The sequence below is a fragment of the Achromobacter sp. 01N37 genome (assembly GCF_056399725.1).
In genome coordinates this window covers 23,066-42,897 of record NZ_JBFTRX010000021.1, presented here as the reverse complement: position 1 = coordinate 42,897, position 19,832 = coordinate 23,066, and the positions used below count along the sequence as shown (strand labels likewise).

The 19,832-nt window shown below is 65.9% G+C and carries 18 protein-coding genes; 7 read left to right on the top strand and 11 right to left on the bottom strand.

What is annotated here, in order from left to right; all coding sequences use genetic code 11:
- Positions 1-122: 122 nt before the first annotated feature.
- Entirely contained in the window at positions 123-1,571 is a 1,449-nt protein-coding gene (locus AC1DSJ_RS28210; protein WP_441372210.1) for a PepSY-associated TM helix domain-containing protein, read from the top strand.
- Here the strand turns inward: AC1DSJ_RS28210 and AC1DSJ_RS28205 are convergent.
- Positions 1,538-2,206 carry a GntR family transcriptional regulator gene (locus AC1DSJ_RS28205; protein WP_441372209.1) on the bottom strand — a complete coding sequence of 223 codons (669 nt, stop codon included), beginning with the start codon at positions 2,204-2,206 and terminating at the stop codon, positions 1,538-1,540. The genes AC1DSJ_RS28210 and AC1DSJ_RS28205 overlap by 34 nt on opposite strands.
- 206 nt (positions 2,207-2,412) lie before the next feature.
- Here AC1DSJ_RS28205 and AC1DSJ_RS28200 point away from each other — a divergent pair, with 206 nt between their 5' ends.
- The 6 genes from AC1DSJ_RS28200 to AC1DSJ_RS28175 all read left to right on the top strand — a co-directional run bounded on the left by AC1DSJ_RS28200 (position 2,413) and on the right by AC1DSJ_RS28175 (position 10,259).
- A complete protein-coding gene (locus AC1DSJ_RS28200) occupies positions 2,413-3,180 on the top strand; it encodes a LamB/YcsF family protein (protein WP_054426775.1) in 768 nt (255 codons plus the stop codon).
- 68 nt (positions 3,181-3,248) lie between these two features.
- Positions 3,249-4,859, top strand: a complete 1,611-nt coding sequence (locus AC1DSJ_RS28195; RefSeq protein WP_441372208.1) for a 5-oxoprolinase subunit B/C family protein — start codon at positions 3,249-3,251, stop codon at positions 4,857-4,859.
- Positions 4,860-4,876: 17 nt separating this feature from the next.
- Positions 4,877-6,616 carry an acetyl/propionyl/methylcrotonyl-CoA carboxylase subunit alpha gene (locus AC1DSJ_RS28190; protein WP_441372207.1) on the top strand — a complete coding sequence of 580 codons (1,740 nt, stop codon included), beginning with the start codon at positions 4,877-4,879 and terminating at the stop codon, positions 6,614-6,616.
- A 204-nt stretch (positions 6,617-6,820) separates the two neighbouring features.
- Complete coding sequence (locus AC1DSJ_RS28185; RefSeq protein WP_338060081.1) at positions 6,821-8,299, top strand: aldehyde dehydrogenase; 1,479 nt, start codon at positions 6,821-6,823, stop codon at positions 8,297-8,299.
- A 24-nt stretch (positions 8,300-8,323) separates the two neighbouring features.
- On the top strand, positions 8,324-9,340 hold the full coding sequence (locus tag AC1DSJ_RS28180; RefSeq protein WP_054426772.1) for a Bug family tripartite tricarboxylate transporter substrate binding protein: 1,017 nt from the start codon (positions 8,324-8,326) through the stop codon (positions 9,338-9,340).
- A 40-nt stretch (positions 9,341-9,380) separates the two neighbouring features.
- On the top strand, positions 9,381-10,259 hold the full coding sequence (locus tag AC1DSJ_RS28175; protein WP_175168744.1) for an NAD(P)-dependent oxidoreductase: 879 nt from the start codon (positions 9,381-9,383) through the stop codon (positions 10,257-10,259).
- On the opposite strand, the gene AC1DSJ_RS28170 is transcribed toward AC1DSJ_RS28175, so the two are convergent.
- From AC1DSJ_RS28170 to AC1DSJ_RS28125, 10 genes are all read right to left on the bottom strand, one after another.
- The gene (locus AC1DSJ_RS28170; protein WP_054426770.1) at positions 10,256-11,143 is read right to left on the bottom strand and encodes a LysR substrate-binding domain-containing protein; all 888 of its coding nucleotides are present in this window, start codon (positions 11,141-11,143) and stop codon (positions 10,256-10,258) included. The two genes, AC1DSJ_RS28175 and AC1DSJ_RS28170, sit on opposite strands and share 4 nt — an antisense overlap.
- Before the next feature lie 131 nt (positions 11,144-11,274).
- Positions 11,275-12,678, bottom strand: a complete 1,404-nt coding sequence (locus tag AC1DSJ_RS28165) for an MmgE/PrpD family protein (protein WP_476760436.1) — start codon at positions 12,676-12,678, stop codon at positions 11,275-11,277.
- A gap of 26 nt (positions 12,679-12,704) precedes the next feature.
- On the bottom strand, positions 12,705-13,514 hold the full coding sequence (locus AC1DSJ_RS28160) for an N-acyl homoserine lactonase family protein (RefSeq protein WP_054426768.1): 810 nt from the start codon (positions 13,512-13,514) through the stop codon (positions 12,705-12,707).
- A complete protein-coding gene (locus AC1DSJ_RS28155) occupies positions 13,507-14,235 on the bottom strand; it encodes an ABC transporter ATP-binding protein (protein WP_054426767.1) in 729 nt (242 codons plus the stop codon). Before AC1DSJ_RS28155 ends, AC1DSJ_RS28160 begins: the two co-directional genes overlap by 8 nt.
- Positions 14,222-15,001, bottom strand: coding sequence for an ABC transporter ATP-binding protein (locus tag AC1DSJ_RS28150; RefSeq protein ID WP_441372205.1), 780 nt, complete (start codon positions 14,999-15,001; stop codon positions 14,222-14,224). The genes AC1DSJ_RS28155 and AC1DSJ_RS28150 overlap by 14 nt, the downstream gene beginning before the upstream one ends.
- Positions 14,998-15,978, bottom strand: coding sequence for a branched-chain amino acid ABC transporter permease (locus AC1DSJ_RS28145; protein WP_054426765.1), 981 nt, complete (start codon positions 15,976-15,978; stop codon positions 14,998-15,000). The genes AC1DSJ_RS28150 and AC1DSJ_RS28145 overlap by 4 nt, the downstream gene beginning before the upstream one ends.
- A 1-nt stretch (position 15,979) precedes the next feature.
- Positions 15,980-16,849, bottom strand: a complete 870-nt coding sequence (locus AC1DSJ_RS28140) for a branched-chain amino acid ABC transporter permease (protein ID WP_476760435.1) — start codon at positions 16,847-16,849, stop codon at positions 15,980-15,982.
- Positions 16,850-16,855: 6 nt separating this feature from the next.
- On the bottom strand, positions 16,856-18,037 hold the full coding sequence (locus AC1DSJ_RS28135) for an ABC transporter substrate-binding protein (protein WP_054426763.1): 1,182 nt from the start codon (positions 18,035-18,037) through the stop codon (positions 16,856-16,858).
- 94 nt (positions 18,038-18,131) lie between these two features.
- Positions 18,132-18,455 carry a DUF4387 domain-containing protein gene (locus AC1DSJ_RS28130; protein WP_054426762.1) on the bottom strand — a complete coding sequence of 108 codons (324 nt, stop codon included), beginning with the start codon at positions 18,453-18,455 and terminating at the stop codon, positions 18,132-18,134.
- A 4-nt stretch (positions 18,456-18,459) separates the two neighbouring features.
- Positions 18,460-19,824, bottom strand: a complete 1,365-nt coding sequence (locus tag AC1DSJ_RS28125) for an acyclic terpene utilization AtuA family protein (RefSeq protein WP_342065499.1) — start codon at positions 19,822-19,824, stop codon at positions 18,460-18,462.
- Positions 19,825-19,832 lie beyond the last annotated feature (8 nt).

Below are 19,832 nucleotides of genomic sequence, written 5' to 3'. Positions count from 1 at the left end.
GTTTCTGTTGTGCGCGCATCGCGCACGTGACGGCCGCCCGGGCAGGGCTGCGCCGTCGTATTTGAAACCCGGATCGAATTCCTATTCGGCATCCGTATTCGACATCTGTATTCGAGGCTTCCATGTCCACCCAAACCCTGGATTCCCCCGCCGCCGCGCCTGCGCGCGCGCAAACGGCGGGACGCAGCGCCGTGCTGGCGCTGATCACCCGCCTGCATTTCTACATTGGGCTGTTCGTCGGCCCCTTCATCCTGGTGGCCGCCGTGACTGGCACGCTGTTCGTGCTGACGCCCCAGATCGAAAGCCTGCTCTATGCAGACCAGCTCCGCACGTCGTCCACCGGCCCGGCCCAGCCGCTGGCCAAACAGGTCGACGCCGCGCGCGCCCGCATCGGCGAGGGGCCACGTCTGTTCGCCGTGCGCCCCGCGCCGGGGCCAGGCGACACCACCCGGGTCATGTTCACGCAGCCGGGGCTGGGCGATTCTGAAAGCCGGGCGCTGTTCGTCGACCCGGCCACGCTGGACATCAAGGGCGACATGATCGTCTACGGCACCAGCGGCACGTTGCCGTTTCGCACCACGCTGGACTATCTGCATCGCAACCTGATGCTGGGCGAACTGGGCCGCAACTACAGCGAACTGGCCGCGTCCTGGATGTGGCTGGCCACCTTGGGCGGGCTGGTGCTGTGGCTGGCCGGCCGCTGCCGTGCCGCTGCCGCCAACACGGCGCGCAGCCCGCGCTTGCGCACGCGGCGCTGGCATACGCTGCTGGGTTTGTGGCTGGCGGTGGGCCTGATGTTCTTGTCGGCCACGGGTTTGACGTGGTCGAACTGGGCGGGCGGACGCGTGGATCAACTGCGCGCACAGCTGGGCTGGATCACGCCGTCGGTGTCGTTGAAACTGCCGGTGGCGGGGGATTCGGCGGGCCAAGCAGCGCCTGCGGAGGCGGGCGGCGAACACGCGCATCATCACGGCGGCATGGCGGGAATGGCTTCGATGTCCATGCCGACGCCGGCCGCGGCGGGCGATATCGACCGCATCTTGCAGACGGCCCGCCAAGGCGGCATTGACAGCAATCAGCTGGAAATCCGGCCGCCGCGCACGGCGGACCAGGCGTGGACGGTGCGTGAAGTGGACCGTTCCTGGCCCACGCAGGTCGACACCATCGCGATTGATCCGGCCACCTACACCATCACCAGCCGTGCCGATTTCGCCACCTTTCCGCTGATCGCCAAACTGATCCGCTGGGGCGTCGACATGCACATGGGCATTCTGTTCGGCTGGCCGAATCAGCTGCTGATGGGCGCCATTGGCATCGCGCTGACCGTGATGATTGTGCTGGGCTACCGCATGTGGTGGCTGCGCCGGCCGGCGGCGGGTGCAACGGCGCAAACGCTGACGCAAGCCTGGGCGGGCCTGTCGTGGCCGGGCCGCATTACGGCGGCGGCCTTGGCGGTGGCCTTGGGATGGTGCCTGCCGGTGATGGGCGTGAGCCTGCTGGCGTTTGTGGTGGTGGATGCGCTGCGGTCGTGGCGCGTTCAGCCGCCGTCGCCGCCCACGCGCCGCGCATAGCTGGCCAGCACGATGCGCTCGGACTGCGCCAGGTAGTCCTTGAGCGCATCGGCGGCCACGCCGAACTCACCGGCTTCCACCCAGCGCAAGATTCGCGCATTCATTTCGGCGTAGGGCGCGTGCAGGAATTCCGGGTCTTGCAACAAGCCGAAGACCAGCCGCAGCTCGGCCAGCAGCAACGAGAACATGGCGTTCAGGCGGTCGCTGTCGGCCAGTTCCACGATGGCCATATGAAAGGCCATGTTGGCGGTGCCCAGGCCCGTCCAGTCTTGTTGTTCGCGGCAGGCCAGGGCGCTGTCCACCGCTTGCCGCATGCGCTGGCGCGCCGGGTGGTGCGGGTAAGCCTGCGCCAGCGCCTGGCATTCAATCATGCGCCGCACGCGGTAGATGTCGATGATGGACGCCATGCTGGGTACCGCCACCGCCACGCCCCGGTTAGGCGAATGCGTCAGCAAGCCTTCCTTGGTCAGATTGCGGAACGCTTCGCGCAAGGTATTGCGCGATACGTCCAGACTCTGCGTCAGCGTCGCTTCGGACAAGCGTTGTCCGGGCGCGAACTCGCCATTGATCAAACGGCGTCGGATCTGTTCGGTGACTTTATCGGTCAGGGTCTGGTGCGCGTTCGGATCAATCATGGGCACGAATGGGCGGGGGAAAAACCGGAGTGTATCCGACAGCCCCGCTATTTTGTCCCTCAATGTTGCCTTTTTCGTACTGTGCTGGGGCAAATACTGATAGGCAGTCGTGTCTATTCTGATCTACTATTCAATCCGTTTTGTAGAACACATCTGTAACTACGGTTCTACAGCTGTCTACCCGCCGGTGAATTGAGAATAGTGACATGGCACGGATTGATTTGAACAGCGACTTGGGCGAAAGCCTGGGCGCCTGGAGCATGGGCGACGACGCCGCAATGCTTCGGGTGGTTTCCAGCGCCAACGTGGCCTGCGGTTTTCATGCGGGCGACCCGGCCGGCATCCTGACCACACTGAAAGCGGCCGCCGCCAATGGCGTGACCGTGGGCGCGCACGTGTCCTATCCGGACCTGACCGGTTTTGGCCGCCGCAATATGGATGTGGCCAGCGCCGACCTCATCGCCGATGTCATCTATCAGATCGGCGCCCTGAAAGGCCTGGCTGCCGCGGCCGGCGTTCCGGTGCGCTACGTGAAGCCGCATGGCGCGCTGTACAACACCATTGCGCACGACGCGCGCCAGGGCAACGACGTCATCACGGCCATGCTGGAGATTGATCCGTCGCTGATTCTGGTGGCGCTGGCCGGTTCGCCGCTGATCCCGCTGGCGCGCGAACGCGGCTTGCGTGTGGTGGCGGAAGCCTTCGCCGACCGCGCCTATACGCCGCAAGGCACGCTGGTGTCGCGCCGTGAAAAGGGCGCCGTGCTGCATGATCCGGAAGCGGTTGCGCAGCGTATGCTGCGTCTGGTGGAAGAGGGCGTTGTTGAAGCAATCGACGGCAGCCTGACGCGCGTTCAAGCGGATTCCATCTGCGTACACGGCGACAGCCCCGGCGCGGTGGACATGGCGCGTGAAGTGCGCCGCCGCCTGGAGCAAGCTGGCGTGGCGATCCAATCGTTTGCTGACGCGGCCTGAACGCTTATCTGCCGCCATTTCCCACTGACCATTGACGTTGCCCCGGAAATTTCCGTCTAGGAGACTGCGTGCGCTTTTTGCCCGTAAACACCGATGCGCTGCTCGTTGAGCTTGACGATCTTGAGCAGACGCTGGCCCTGTTCGCCGCGCTACAGACGCAGCCGATTCCTGGCGTGACCGAGCTGGTGCCGGCTGCGCGCACCGTGCTGGTCATCTTCCGCCCGGAAGCCGTGACCCGCGACGCGCTCATTGCCGACATCGGCAGCCGCGACACCAGCGGCCACGTCGCACGCGACGGCAAGCTCGTTGAAATTCCCGTGCACTACAACGGCGAAGACCTGGACGACGTGGCCGGCCTGCTCGGCATCACGCGCGACGAGGTCGTGCGCCGGCACACGGGCGGCACCTACAGCGTGGCGTTCACCGGCTTTGCGCCGGGTTTCGCGTACTTAAGCGGTGGCGACCCCACGCTGGATGTGCCGCGCCGCAAGACGCCGCGCACCCGTATTCCCGCTGGCGCCGTGGCGCTGGCAGGCACCTTCAGCGGCGTGTACCCGCAAGCCAGCCCCGGCGGCTGGCAGATTCTTGGCGTGACGCCGACCCCCATGTGGGACTTGTCGCGCGAGACGCCCGCCTTGCTGCAACCCGGTTACCGCGTCCGGTTCATCGACGCCGGCCCGTTGCCTGCCGCGTCCGACACCCCGGCCGCAACCGCGTCCGCCAGCGCCCCGCGCATGGCTGGCGGATCGCCGGCAATCGACGTGGTGGCATCCGGCCTGCAAGCCGTGTTCCAAGACTTGGGCCGCCCCGGCCAGGCGCGCCAGGGCGTGGCCGCATCGGGTGCGATGGATCGCGGCGCGTTRCGCGCCGCCAACCGGCTTGTGGGCAATGCGCCCGGCGATGCCTGCATTGAAATCGTCTACGGCGGATTCCAAATGCGTGCGCATGGCGCGTGCGTGGTCGCCGTGACGGGCGCGCGTGGCGAACTGACGTTGCGTGATGCGTCTGGCGCCAGCTGGTCCGTGCCTGGCCATCAAGCCATTGCCTTGAACGACGGCGACACGCTGTCGCTGGGCCAGCCCGACGCCGGCATCCGCTATTACCTGGCGGTGCGCGGCGGCTTTGATATTGAACCCGTGCTGGGCAGCCGGTCTACCGATACCCTGGCCCGCGTAGGCCCCGAGCCCTTGGCCGCTGGCGACCGCATTGGCATTCTGCCGGCCGGGCAGGGCGCTATCGTGGGCGCGCCGGAATTGCCCGCGGCAGACTTGCCTGTTCAGAACACCGAGGTGGTGCTGGACGTGGTGTTGGGGCCGCGCACCGATTGGTGCGATGCCGATGCCGTGGCGTTGTTGTCGCGCCAAGCCTGGACCGTCACCCCGCAATCCAACCGCGTCGGCATCCGCCTGAATGGCGATACGCCGCTGCAACGCGCCAACCACGCCGAACTGCCCAGCGAGGGCACGCGCAAAGGCTCGATTCAGGTGCCGGCCAGCGGCCAACCCGTGCTGTTTCTGGCCGACCATCCGCTCACGGGCGGCTACCCGGTGATCGGTTCCGTTGCCCCCTGGCACCTGGACCGCGCGGCGCAGATTCCCATTGGCGCGCGTGTGCGCTTCAACCCCGTTTCCGACTTCGTCCCGGTTGATGTCCCCGCCGCGCCGGTCACAACGAATTAACCAGACCCATGCCAGCCATGAAGAAAGTCCTGATTGCCAACCGTGGCGAGATCGCCGTCCGCATCATCCGCGCCTGCGCCGACTACGGCGTGAAGTCCGTCGCCGTCTACGCGGATGCCGATTTCGACGCCCTGCATGCGCGCATGGCCGACGAGGCTTACGGCCTGGACGGCGACCGCCCGGCCGGCACGTATCTCAACATCGACAAGCTGCTTGCCGCGGCGCGCCGCAGCGGCGCAGACGCGGTGCACCCGGGCTATGGCTTCCTGTCGGAAAGCGCGGTGTTTGCACGCGCCGTCATCGGTGCTGGCCTGACGTGGATTGGCCCGTCGCCCGACACCATCGAACGTCTGGGCGACAAAGTCCAGGCCCGCAAGATCGCACTCGAAGTCGGCGCGCCGCTGGTGGCTGGCACGGCCGACCCCGTCACTGGCGCCGAAGACGTGCTGGCGTTTGCGCAAGAACACGGCTTGCCGATTGCCATCAAGGCGGCGTTTGGCGGCGGTGGCCGCGGCCTGAAGGTGGTATGGCGCATGGAAGACGTGGCCGAACTCTATGAGTCGGCCGTGCGCGAAGCCGTCACCGCCTTTGGCCGTGGCGAATGCTACGTTGAACAATTCCTGGACCATCCGCGCCACGTCGAAGCGCAGGTGCTGGCTGACCAGCACGGCAAGGTCGTGGTGTTGGGCACGCGTGATTGCTCGCTGCAACGCCGCAACCAGAAGCTGGTGGAAGAAGCGCCCGCGCCGTTCCTGTCTGACGACCAACGCCAGCGCATCCATGCATCGGCGCGCGACATCTGCGCGCACGCCGGGTATGTGGGCGCAGGCACCGTGGAATTTTTGCTGAGCGCGTCGGGGGCCATTTCGTTCCTGGAGGTCAACACGCGTCTGCAAGTGGAACACCCCGTCACCGAAGAAACCTGCGGGCTGGACCTGGTGGTGGAGCAGCTGCGCATTGCCGATGGCCTGCCGCTGCAAATCGACGCCGCGCCCGCGCCGCGTTGCCACGCCATTGAATTCCGCATCAATGCCGAAGACGTGGGCCGGGGTTTCCTGCCGTCGCCGGGCCGCATCACCACCTTCGCCGCGCCGTCGGGGCCGGGCGTGCGTGTGGACAGCGGCGTGGAATCGGGCTCGACCATTCCGGGCACGTTCGATTCGCTGATGGCCAAGCTGATCGTCACGGGCGCCACGCGCGAACAAGCCATTGCCCGCGCCCGCCGCGCCCTGGCGGAATTCCGTATCGACGGCGTGGCCTCGGTGCTGCCGTTTCATCGCGCGGTGTTGGCGCATGACGACTTCCTGGGCGATGGCGCCAGCTTCAAGGTGCATACGCGCTGGATCGAAACCGATTTTGCCAACGACCTGGAAGCCGCCGTGCGTCCGGCGCCGTTGGGCGCGGTGAACCTGCACCGCACGGCGGTGGAGATTGACGGCAAGCGCGTGTCGCTCGGGCTTCCGGCCGAGTTGCTGCGCGGCCTGCAATCCGCAGGCGCAGCGGCAGCGGGCGACAGTGCGGTTGGCAATGCGGCGGCCACGGCCAGCGCGCAAAGCGTGGCGGCCCCCATTGCCGGCACCATCCAGGCCTGGAAAGCCGGCGACGGCGCCACCGTCAAGCAAGGCGACCTGATCGCCACGATGGAAGCCATGAAGATGGAAATGCAGGTGCTGGCCCATCGCGACGGCGTGCTCAAGCACGAAGCCGCGCCGGGGCAGGCGGTGGCAGCGGGCGCGTCGATTGGCCGCATCGACTGAGCAAAAGCGGGCCGCCGCCAACGGCCCTATCGCCTACGCGGCGGCGCTCACCCTCCGAGCCGCCGCCGTAATCGCCAGTTCGAAATAACAGAAGTCTTAAAACAGTATTAGACGAGAAGCACGCACGCCTTCCATACTCCTTTTGCCCCCTTAGCCGGGGACGCGGCGCACCAGACGCCGACGTAAAACATCAAGGAGACAAGCGTGATACAGCGTTATCAGTTGGTCGTGGACGGCCGTCGCGTGCCTGCCGCCGACGGGCGGATGCTGCAAAGCACCAACCCCTATACGGGCGAAGTCTGGGCCGAAATTCCGGATGCCGGTCCGGAAGACGTCGCCCAGGCGGTGGCCGCCGCCAACCGCTGCTTTCAGACCGTCTGGCGCGATACGCCGGGCGTGAAACGCGCCGCATTGATGCACAAGCTGGCGGGGCTGATCGAAGCGTCGGCCGACCGCATGTCGGCGATCGAAAGCCGTGACAACGGCAAAATCGTTCGCGAAACCCGGCCGCAGATGCTGTGGGTAGGGCGCCAGCTGCGCTACTTCGCAGGCTATGCCGACAAGCTGTTCGGCCAGCATGTGCCGCTGGACCAGCCCAACACGCTGGACTATGTCTCGCTGGAACCCTACGGCGTGGTGGCCTTGATCACCGCGTGGAATTCGCCGTTGGCGTTGCTGGCCAATAAGCTCGCGCCGGCATTGGCTGCGGGCAATTGCGTGGTCGTCAAACCGTCTGAGCATGCATCGGCATCCACCCTGGAATTTGCGGCGCTGGTCGAGGAAGCGGGCTTTCCCCCGGGCGTTTTCAATGTGGTGACTGGCGGCGCACGTACCGGCCGGGCTCTTGTCGAAGACCCGGGCGTGGCGCTCGTCAGCTTCACCGGCAGCCCGCAAGTGGGCCGCGAAATCGCCGCCATGGCCGGGCGCCGGCTGGTTCCCGTGAAGCTGGAACTGGGCGGCAAATCCCCCAACATCATCTTTGACGACGCCGACCTGGAACGTGCCGTCGTCGGCGCCTTGGCCGGCATCTTCGGCGCGACGGGCCAAACCTGCGTGGCCGGTTCGCGCTTGCTGGTGCAGCGCGGCGTGTATGACGAAGTGGTTGCACGCCTGACCGAACGCGCCGGCCGCATCCGGCTGGGCGACCCGGCCAACCCGGAAACCGAAATGGGTACGGTGGCCAACGAGCCGCAATTCCGCCGCATCCTGGACGCCATCGAAACGGCAAGAAGCGCAGGCGCACGCCTGGTGTGCGGTGGCGGACGCGCACGCGGCCCCGGTCTGGAAAGCGGCTACTTCATCGAACCGACCATCTTTGCCGACGTCGACAACGCCAGCCACCTGGCGCAGGAAGAAATCTTCGGCCCGGTGCTGGCCATCATTCCGTTTGACACCGAAGACGACGCCATCCGCATGGCCAACGACAGCCGCTACGGCCTGGCCTCAGGTCTGTGGACACGCGACCTGAACCGGGCGTTGCGCGTGTCGCGCGCCATGCAAAGCGGCACGGTCTGGGTCAACACGTACCGCGCGTTGGGCGCGCAGGCGCCATTTGGCGGCTTTAAGGAATCTGGCATTGGACGCGAGCGCGGCGAGGCAGGTTTAAAGGAATACCTGACCACGCGCAACGTGATGATCGATTATTCCAACGACGTGCGCGACCCGTTCGCCATCCGGACCTGATCGCATCGCAACCAAGGACGAGACATGAACAAAGAACAACGCGACCCGCGCGGTCTTCGCGTCGGGCTGTCACGCCGTTCGCTGTTGTCGGCGGTGTGTGCGCTGGCGCTGATGGGGCCGGCTTTGGCCAACACGGGGCAGGGCGGCTACCCGGCCGGCCCCATTCGGCTGGTGGTGCCGTTTCCGCCTGGCGGCTCGGTGGACACCGTGGCGCGCACGCTGGCGCCGCAATTGGAAAAGCAGCTGGGCCAGCCGGTCGTCATCGAAAACCGGCCCGGCGCCAGCAGCGTGATCGGCGCGCAGCACGTCAAGCAAGCCAAGCCCGATGGCTACACGCTGCTGCTGAACGCGTCGTTGCAGATGGCCAACCCCTCGTTGCTGACCACCGCCACTTACGACGCCATCAATGATTTTGTGCCCATCACCGAAATCGGCGCGTTGCCGCAATTGCTGGTGGTGAAGGCCGACAGTCCGTACCGCACGGTGGCCGACCTGATCGCCGACGCCCGCAAGCGACCGCGCGAAGTGCAGTGGGCCATCGCCGCGTTTGGCGCGGCCGGCCATCTGGCGTGTGAATTGGTCAACGTCGAAGCCAAAGTCGACATGCCGGTGATTCCGTACAAGGGCGGCGGCCCTGCGCTGGTGGATCTGATGGGCGGGCATGTCTCCGCCATGATCGAACCCATGGCGTCCGCCTACCCGCATGTGCAAAGCGGCCGGCTGCGCGCGTTGGCGGTCACCAGCGACCAGCGCCTGGCCTCGCTGCCCGACCTGCCTACCGTTGCCGAAAGCGGTTTCCCCGGTTTCGATATGCCCAGCTGGTACGGCTTGTGGGCGCCCGCCGGCACACCGCAAAGCGTCGTCAACCGGGTGCAGAAAGAAGTGCGCCTGGCGTTGCGCGACCCCGTTGTTGCCGAAAAGCTGGCGTCGATTTCGTTCCAGCCCGTGGGCTCATCGCCCGACGAGTTCGGCCAGTACGCGTCTAGCGAATTCAGCAAATACAAAACCTTGATCAGCGCCGCCCGCATCAAGGCAGATTGATCCTGCGCGGCGCGTTACCCAATTCGAAACAGGAGCAGTGATGAAAGAACAACTGAACTTGGGCTTTATTGGCCTGGGCGTGATGGGCGAACCCATGAGCATCAATCTGGCGCGCAAGTCGGGCCAGCCCGTGCACGTGTATGACCGCGCGGCCGATGCCGTGGCGCGCGTGGTTGCGCAAGGCGGGCAGGCGGCGGCGTCGGTGGCTGACGTGGCCGGTCACTCCGACATTGTGTTCTTGTCTCTGCCGTCGATCGACCAGGTGGAGTCGGTGGTGGACGAGATTCTGGCGTCGCCCAAACGGCCGGGCATGATCGTGGACATGAGCACGAGCGACGTGGCGCGCACCCGCGCCTTGGCGGCGCGGCTGCGCGAGGCCGGCATCGGCTTCGTGGACGCGCCGGTGGCACGCACCAAGCAGGCCGCGGTAGCCGGCACCTTGATGATCAGCGTGGGCGGAAGCGAAGCGGACGTTGCCCGTTTGCGCCCCATGCTGGAATGCATGGGCTCGGACGTGCTGCATTGTGGGGACACGGGCAGCGGCCAGATTCTGAAAATCCTGAACAACATGATGGTGTTCATGACGGTGAACGCGCTGGCCGAAGTGCTGACGATCGGGCGGCGCAGCGGCATGGATGGCGAAAAGCTGTTCGAACTTTTGTCGCAAGGGTCGGCCGACAGCTTCGTGCTGCGCAACCACGGCATGAAGTCGATGGCCAAGGATGAGTTTCCCGAGAAGACCTTTCCGCTGACCTACGCCATCAAGGACGCGAGCCTGGCGCTGGCGTTGGCCGATAGCGCCGACTTCAAACCGCACATCGCCCAGTACGCGCACGACCTGATGTGCCGGGCGCGCGATGCGGGTTATGCGCAGAACTATCACCCGGTGACGGTCAAGCTGATCGACGGGCGCGGCTAATCGGGCTCGGCCAGACGCGGCAGCAGTTGCGTAGCGATGCGCCGCGTCAGGTCAGACGCATGCTTGTCGCTCCAGATGGCTTCCATGCGCACCTGGCCGGCGGTGCCCGCCAGTTCGCGAAAGCACACGCCGGGATAGGCGCTGGACGCGTACGCGCGCGGCACTAGCGCCACGCCGAACCCCAGCCGAACCATCTGAAAAATGGTCAGCGGATTGCGGGCGGTGTGCTTGAACGACGGGCTGAAGCCGGCCTCGTAGCAAGATGCGACGATGGCGTCGAACACCGCCGGGCCGCTCTCGCGCGCCAAGGAAACCATCGGTTCTTCCGCCAGTTCCGACAACGCGAAATCGCCCGTGGCCAGGCGGTGTCCCAAGGGCAGCACCACGGCCAGCGGCTCGCGCAGAATCGGCACGCGCATCAGTTTGCTGCGGTCGGGGCGCACGTGCACGATGCCGATATCCATTTGCCCATGCGTCACGGCCGACACCTGATCATGCGATTGCATATCCGCAACGGACACCTCCACGCCGGGGTAGGCGGCCTTGATCATCGCCAGAAAACGCGGTAGCACATTGAAGAGCGCAGACGTGGCCACCCCCAGCCGCAACACGCCCGCATCGCTTTGCGCAGCCCTTACGGCAGCGCCCACCGCCGTGCGCATCTGCCCCAGCAGCAAGCGGCTTTCGCGCAGGAACACGGCGCCGGCGTCAGTCAGCTTGACCTCGCGGCGCGTGCGGTTCAGCAATTGCACGCCCAGCTCTTCCTCTAGCAGCTTGATGTGCAGGGACAGTGGGGGCTGCGACATATTGAGCTTTTCGGCGGCGCGGCTGAAACTCAGCTCCTCGGCGACCATGACGAAGTAACGCAACTGCTTCATGTCCATGACGGCTTGCCTCGTGGTTCGGGGCGAGACGGGCCATAGCCCATCCCGGTGGGATGTGGCGCAGCATAGCCCCTATCCGCCCGTCCGCCCATCCGCCCATCCGCCCATCCGCCCGTCCGCCCATCCACCCGTCAGCCCAGCAGACCGGCCAGCTCACGTACCGGCGTATCGTCATCGGCCGCCAGCAGCGCTTGCAGAATGGTCTCAACGCGGTCGGCCGGCAGCCGCAATGCGGCGTTGGCGCGAAACTTGGCCGCGATGTCGTCCAGGCTGAGCGCGCGTTCGCCGCTGCCCAGATTCATGGGCACATGGCGGTGCAACACCGAACCGTTCTTCAGATGCACGCGCAGCGCGCCCGAGAAATACTTGGGGAACGCGGTGTCGGCCTGCACCGCGCATTGCACCTTGGCCGCCAGCGCAAGAATGGCGGGGTCGGCCAGGCTGGCGTCGTCCAGTTCTGCCAGCGTGAAGCGGCCCCGCAGCAGGCAGGCGGCGACGACGAATTGCGCGCTGAACTTGGCTTCGTAGTCGGAACGCGGCAAGATTTTTGACGCGTGGGGTTCGGCCACGATGGGCAAGGTTTGCGCGGGCAATTCGCATTCAATGCGTGTGATCTGGCTCACGTCCCCCACGTCGGCGCGCAACGCCAGCGCGGCTTCGGCGGCGCCGTGAATGAAGTGGCATACGGGATACGGCTTGATCGCAGTTTCCAGCAACGTCCAGTGTTGGCCCAGATCTTGCGCGATGGAGTCGGCATCGACCTCGGCCGCGCGCRCTTGCAGGTACGCGTCGAAGAAACCGAACTTGCCTTCATAGGGCCGGTCAGGGCCGTGAAAGCCCGCGCCCGCCATGTGCGCGGCGGTAATGCCGGCCATGGCGCCCCAGCCCGGGTGCATGCTTTTCGTCCACGCGCCGGTTTCCAGAAACACCTGCACGCCGGACGCGGTGCTGGCGGTGATGCCTTGGGCGGCCACCAATTGCGGCACGGTCAGGCCCAGCAACTTTCCGGCGACCACCGCCGAGCTGAAGTGCGACACCACGCCCGTCGCGTGAAACCCCACGTGGTGAAAGCCGCCCTTGACCGCGCGGCCCAGCCGGATGGCGGTTTCCATGCCGGCGGCGTAGGCGGCCAGCACATCGCCCCAGCGCGCGTCGGTGGCCTGGCCGATGGCCAATGCGGCGGGCAGGCAGGCGACGGTGGGATGGACGATGGCGGCGGGGTGCGTATCGTCAAAATCCAGGCCGTGCATCAAGTACCCGTTGGCCAGCGCAGCGTCGCGCGGGGCTAACGCCATGTTGGCGCCGACGACCGTTGCCTCTCCCGGCGCGCCAGCCGCACGGATGCCCGCCAGCGCGGGGCCCGCAAAGGGAAACGTGCTAGACGCGAACGCCAGGCCGATGGCGTCCAGAATGTGTTGGGTGGACTTGTCGCGTACGGCTTGGGGCAAGGCAGCGGGGGTGAGTGCGTGCGCAAACCGGGCCAGCGCCTGGGCAGGGTTGGCCGACGGCGGCGTCAGAGTTGAAGCGTGGTGCATGGTCGTGAGGTTCCTGAAACGGAAGTTCAACGCAAGGGAGCCGGTTCGCGGTGCAGGCAGGCGATGGGCACGGGCACGCCTTCGACGTGAGGATAGCGCGCCAGCACCAGCGGGTCATGCCCCGGCACGAAGTGGTCGGGCGTGGTGGCGCATTTGAGCAAGCGGGCGTGGCCCGCCAGCATCTGCTCCACGTCTATCACCACGGGGAAGGGGATGCGGCGCGTCATGTTGGCGTAGTAGTGTGCGGCGTCGGAGGCCAGCACCACCCAGCCGCGCGCCGTATGCACGCGCACCGCTTGCAAGCCCTTGGTGTGGCCGCCCACGTGCAGCAGCTCCACGCCGGGCGCAAGCGCATCGTCGCCGTCATGAAAGCACACGCGTTCTTCATACACGCGCCGCACCACGTCGCACACATCTTCCACGGCAAAGGCGCGGCGCAGCACCGGCTCGCACATGCAGCGGCCCGTGGCAAACGACATCTCGGCATCTTGCACGTGAAAGGTGGCGTTGGGCAGCTTGTCCAGATTGCCCGCGTGGTCCCAGTGCAGATGCGTCAGCACCACGTCGCGGATCGCGCTCGGGTCTACGTCCAGATGGCGCAGCGCATCGATGGGGCAGCATTCCAGCGGCCGCTTGCGCGCCGTGGCGCTGCGTTCACCGAAGCCGGTGTCCACCAGAATGGCCGTCTTGCCGTGGCGGATCAGCCAGACAAAGAAGTCCATTTCGACGACGCCATCGTGCTCGTCGCGAAAGATGAAGTTCTCGGTCTGCCGCCGCGTCATGCTGGCAAAGCGCAACGCGTACACCTCGTATTCGGGAAGGGCGTGTTCAGTCATGTCGGGTCTCGGCGCCTAGGTAAGATTTCTGAATGAAGTCGTCTTGCAGCAGAGCCTCGCCCGTGCCGGTGCGCACCACCTTGCCTTGCTCCAGCACGCAGGCGTGATGCGACAAACGCAGAGCCAGCCGGGCATTCTGCTCAACCAGAATGATCGACAACCCGCCCTCGCGGTTCAGCGTCAGAATGGCCTGCGCAATTTCCGCGATGATCTTCGGCGCCAGCCCCAGCGTGGGTTCGTCCAGCATCAGCAAGCGCGGCTGCGCCATCAGCGCGCGGCTGATCGCCACCATCTGCTGTTCGCCGCCCGACAGCGACCCTGCCATCTGCGCGCGCCGTTCGGCCACGCGCGGAAACAGCGTGTACACCTGGTCCATCGTGCGGCGGCGCGTGGTGGCGCTGCCCACGGTATGGGCGCCGACTTGCAGGTTTTCCAGCACCGACATCCGGGGAAACAGCCGCCGGCCTTCCGGTGACAACGCGATGCCATTACGCACGCGGGCGGCGGCGGGCAGGGTGGTGATGGCCTGGCCGTCCCAATGCAACGTGCCGCGCGTCAGCGGCTTCAAGCCCATCAGCGCTTTCAGCGTGGAGCTTTTTCCTGCGCCGTTGGAGCCGACCAAGGCCAGGATCTGGCCGTTTTCCACGGTGAACGACACGTCGTGCACGGCCGTCAGCGGGCCGTAGCTGACGGCCAATTGCCGCGCTTCAAGAGTGGGCATAGTCGGGGGCTCCCAAATAGGCTTCGATGACGGCGGTGTCTTGGCGGATGGCGTCCGGCGTGCCTTCGGCCACCTTTTCACCTTGCACCAGCACAACGATGCGCTGGCACAGCTCCATGACCAGCGCCATATGGTGTTCCACCAGCAGCAGGGACAAGTGGCGTTCGTGTTGCAGGCGTTTGAGCAAGCGGCCGAACTCGGCGCATTCCTCGCCGTTCAGGCCGGCCGCGGGTTCGTCCAGCAGCAAGACGCTGGGACGCGTCGCGATGCCGATGGCCACGCCCAGTTTCTTCTGGTGCCCATAGGCCAGCCCGCCCGCCTGTACATCGCGGAAAGGGCCTAGCCCGGTCAGTTCCAGCACGTCGTCCACTTCACGGTGGATGCGCGCAAGACCCTCGCGTTGCGCCGCCGTGTTGATGCCGTGCGTCCAGATTGAGCCGGGCAGGGTGGCCAAGGCGCCGCGATGAATGTTCTCGACCACCGTTGCGCCCGGATAGACCGACGCGGATTGAAACGTGCGCGCCAGCCCATGCCGCACGACGCGGCTGGGCGACATGCCCGTGATGTCGCGGCCATCCAGCCGCACCTTGCCCGCGCTGGGCCGGATGGTGCCCGTGATCAGGTTGAAGGCGGTGCTTTTGCCCGCGCCATTGGGGCCGATCAGGCCGACCACTTCGTCACGCGCCACCGAAAAGCTCAAACCCGACACCGCCTTCAAGCCGCCGAATTGCTTCGACAACCCGTCCACCTGCAATAGCGCGTTCATCGCTTGTCTCCCACGCGGCGTCCCAGGCTGCTTAAGCCTTGAGGCAGAAAGCGCAACATCAGGATCAGCGCCGCGCCATAGAAAATGTTCTGCGTTTCCACCGCGCCCCGGAACAGCTCGGGCAACGGCGTCATGACCAGCGCGCCCACCAGCGGCCCGAACAGATAGGCGCGCCCGCCCACGACCATCATGATGATCAGCGCCACCGACAAGTGCATGTTGAACGACTCGGGCGACACATAGCCCAGGTAATGCGCCGTCAACGCGCCGCCCAGCCCAGCCAGCGCGCTGCCCAGCGTGAACGCAAACGTCTGCGTGCCGCGCACGCCCAGGCCACTGGCTTCCGCCAGGTTCGCGTTTTCACCAACCGCATCAACGGCATGGCCGGCAGGTGAGCGGTAGAGCCGATGCAGCAGGAAGAACACGGCGGCAGTGATGACGACGGCCAGGCAATAGAACGACGCCTTGGTGGAAAACACGTAGCCGAACAGCGCCGCGGGCGGAATGCCTGTGATGCCGTTTGCGCCGCCTGTTACCGTGTCGCCTTCCAGCAGGCATAGCCGCACCAGTTCGCCGAACGCAAAGGTCACCAGCACGAAGTACACGCCGCGCAGGCGCAGCACGATCGCGCCCAGCAGCCAGGCGAACGCCGCGCTGGCCACCACCGCGACCAGCAAGCCAGCGGCAAACGGCAGGCCCGCACCCATCACCACGGCCACCGACGCGTAAGCGCCGATGCCCGCAAATGCGCCGTGGCACAGCGAGACCTGTCCTGTGCGCGCCAGCAGCGACAAGCCGCTGACCTGGATGGCGTTCAGGCAGATGAAGATGGCCAGATGCAGGTAGAACGCGTCGTTCAAGGCCAGCGGCAAGACGGCCAGGGCGACCAGCGCCATCAATCCGGCGATGCTGCTGGGCCGCAACGCGCGGCGCGGCGGCGTCACCGCTAGAGAACGCAGTGCTTTGGTATGGTTCATGTCAGGCCTCCGCCCGGCCCAGCAACCCCGACGGGCGCAAGACCAGGACAAGCATCACCAGCACCAGGATCAGGATCTCGGCAATGCTGTTGTTCATGAAGGTGCTGGCCACGCTCTCGGTCACGCCAAGCAGCAGGCTGGCCAGCGCCGCGCCAGGAATGCTGCCCAGCCCGCCCAGGATGACGACGACAAACGCCTTGAGCAGCGGCGTCGCCCCGATGAACGGCGACACCGAGAACAGCGGCGCCATCAGCGCGCCGGCAATCGCGGCCAACCCCACCCCGATGCCGAAGCCCAGCGGATAGATCAGCCGCGCCCGGATGCCCTGCGCGGTGGCGATTTCCATGTCCTGCACGACGGCGCGCAGCSCCCGGCCGTTGCGGCTATGGCCCAGGAATACGTACAGCGCCACCAGCACCGCCACCGAGAAGGCCACCACATACAGCCGCGACATGGGCAGCACCACGCCGCCAATCGTCAGGATGCCGTCGGCAACCGAAGGCATGAATTGCGGGTCGGGGCCGTACAGCATCAAGGCGCCAGCCTGCAAGATCATGGCCAGACCAATGGTGGCGATCATGCCGTTCAGCTCGTCGTGCCGGAACGGTTTCAGCACCAGTTCTTCGATCACCCAACCCAGCACCAGGGCGATGACAAAGGCCAGGCCGACGGCGGCGATGAAGGGCATCTGATAGTGCGATACCAGCAGATAAGCGGAGAAGGCGCCCAGCATGTAGAACTCGCCATGGGCGAAGTTCACGATGCGCATGACGCCAAACACCAGCGTGAAGCCCACCGCCATCAATAGATACAGCAGGCCGATGATGACGCCGTTGACCAGCGCCTGGGCAAGTAGGGTGGATACGCTCATGGCCGCCTACCGGTTGATGGTTTCGCAAACCTTGACCGAGCAACGCGCGCGGATCACTTCCTGCCCGTCCTTGACCTCGGAGATGAAGAAGGGCGCTTCCACCTGGTGGTCGATGCCGTAGCGCGCCTTGCCGCCCCAGTTCAACTTGCCCTGGATGCCGGGGTAGTCTTTCAGCTGTTCAAGCGCCGTGCGCACCTTGTCGGAATCGGCCACCGTGCCTGCCGACTGCATCGCCGCGAACAGCATGTGCGTGGCGTCGTAGAAAGCGGGGCTGAAGCCGTTCATCTTTTTCTTGTACTTGTCCTGATAGCGCTGCGCGTAGTCCGACACCGCCTTGCTGTCCGGATCGGTCAGGGAACCCACCAGCATGCCTTCGGTGGCCGGCTTGCCGGCTACCGCGACGATCTCCGGCGTTGCCGGGCCGCCGTTACGCACGATGCGGCCCTTGAAGCCCAGTTCGCGCGCCTGGCGCACGATCAGGCCGGCAGTCGCCGGGGAATTGCCATCCAGCTCGATCGCGTCAATGCCGGACGCCAGCATGCGCGTCAAGAGCGGCACCATGTCCACCCGCTGGCGTTCGAAGAATTCCTTGGACGACATCTGCGAGCCGGCTTTCTCGTAGGCCTTTTCCAAGTCGCGCGAAATCTGCTGGCCCGATTCATCGTTGGGGAACAGCGCGCCCACCTTCTTCAGCTTGTATTCCTTGACCATCCATTCGATCGACGGGTAGGACGTTTCCTCGGTCGTCAGGTTGGGGCGAAACGAAAACGGCTTTTCCGGGCTCAAGGCTTTGGCGGTGAAGCCCAGCGTCATCGTGATGACCTTCTCGCGTTCGGTCAGCGGCGCCACGGCCAGTGCGGGCGCGGAACCGGTGGGGCCAATGATGTACTTGACCTTGTCGTCCGAGATCAGCCGGTTGGCGGCCGTGACGGCGTCGTTGGACTGGTACTTGTCGTCATACGGAATGATCTGCACCTTGTAGCGCTTGCCCCCGACCTCCAGCCCGCCTTTGGCGTTGACGTCATCGGCGGCCAGCTCGGCCGCGTACAGCATGGCCTGGCCCCACGCGGCGCCAGCGCCAGACAGCGTGACCAGCGCACCAACTTTCAGGGTTTCCTGGGCCTGCGATACGCCAGGCACAAGGCCGGGCGCAAGCAGCAGGGCGGACAGCAACAGGCTTTTTTTCATGGTTGTCTCCTTGGGGGCACTTATTGGTGCATTGCCTGGCGGCATTGCTTGGTTCTTCGTGGAAACCGGGGCGCGCTCGCCCCGGCCGGCCTCGCTATGCTGCGATGTCCAAAGGCACTTCAATATCCAGCAACGGCGCATGTTGCTGCGCGCCATACACGTCCGTGTCGCCCACCGCACCCGACGGGATACGGCGGCGCAAAGTGGCTTTCCAGGCCAGCGCCGGGGCGTACTCGGTGAACAGCACGTCTTCAGGGCGCACGTGATACAGCTCGGCGATCAGTTCGGCATTGATGACGCCGGTTGCGCGCACGGCTTCGAACAGCGCGGGCTTGTCGAACATGATGTCCAGCGTGATGTGGAAGGGCCCGGCGTTCTTGCTCTTGCAGGCGCGAGCGATGTGTTTCAGCTTGATCATGGCGCTAGACCTCTTCGTATTCGATGGGGAACATGGCCAGCGGATCGTCCACGCGGACGACGTGCTGCAACATGAATTCGTAGATCGCACCGCGTTCGATATCCGACGGCGAAAACGGGAACGCCATGTTGCCCTCGCGGCACATGCGGCCCGGAAAGTCCGAATGCAGCAGCGTCACGCGTGCGAGCGACAGGGCAGCGTTGGCCACTTCCTGCGTGGGCGCCACCACCTCGGCGATGATGGCGACCTCCTGCGGCGTGGTGCCGGCGTCGGGCTCCCATTGCCCCATCACGCCATCGCGCCCGTAATGGCGCAGCACCAGCTGATAGCCCGCCGGGTCGATGCCCAGCGCCTGCACCTTGGTGGCGGTGGATTCGCGAACGAACGCCAGAAAGCTGTCGATCTGCCCGATCAGGCCGGGGTCGCGCGTGGCGGCAAACGCGATGGCGCTATAGCCCGCCAGCCGTGCGCCTTCCAGCTTCACCGTGTAGGGCGCCGGATGCCATTGCATGCCGGTGATACGCACGCGGCGGTCGCTTATTGCATCCAGGCGGCACGCGCTGGCGTCCGCCACGCCGCCGGGTTCGTGGCGCAACACGGGGCTGGCGGTTTCGTGCAGCGCCTGCACCGCAACCGACAGCGGCGTGCAACGCAGCTCGGGGTTCAGCGGTTCGGCTTCAACATAGTCTTCACCCACCGTCACCATCAGGCAATCGTGCTTCTTCGGTATGGCGGCGTTGCACGCGCACTCCAGCATCTTGCCGGCGTACCACGCGGGCGCGGGCGGCAGGCCGTGATGCATGGCAAGCGCGGCCCAGGGCGCGGGGTCGGTGCCGCGTCCGCCCAGAATCACCTGCGCACCCGCCTTCAAGGCTTGCAGATACGGCTCCGGGCCCATCATGCCCACGATACGAACGGCGTTGTCGATGGCGCCCGCAGTCAGCGCCGGGGCGTTGTCCAAGGGCTCGACGCGGCCGGCGCGCAGTTGCTCGATGAGCCAGCCCTTGTCCTGCTCGGCATGAATCAGCGCCATCTTGAAATGCAGCCCGTGTTCGGCGGCAATGTCGCGGATGATGTCGGCGCAGGCTTCCAGATGGGGTGCGCCGCCTGCGCCGCCGCAGGTGCCCACCATCAGCGGAATGCCGTTGGCGATGGCGCCACGCAGTAGCAGCGACAGGTCGCGCTTCATGGCCATCCGGGAATTCAGCGTCTTGCCAGAACCCAGGTAATGCGGGCCGGGGTCGCTGCTGCCGCCGTCCACGCCGATCATGTGAGGTTTCAGCCGCAATGCCGCGGCCAGCGAGGCTTCAGGAAAGCCATAACCCAGGATGCCGCTTGCCGACATCATGCGTACGGGGGGTGTCGTCATGGCCGGGC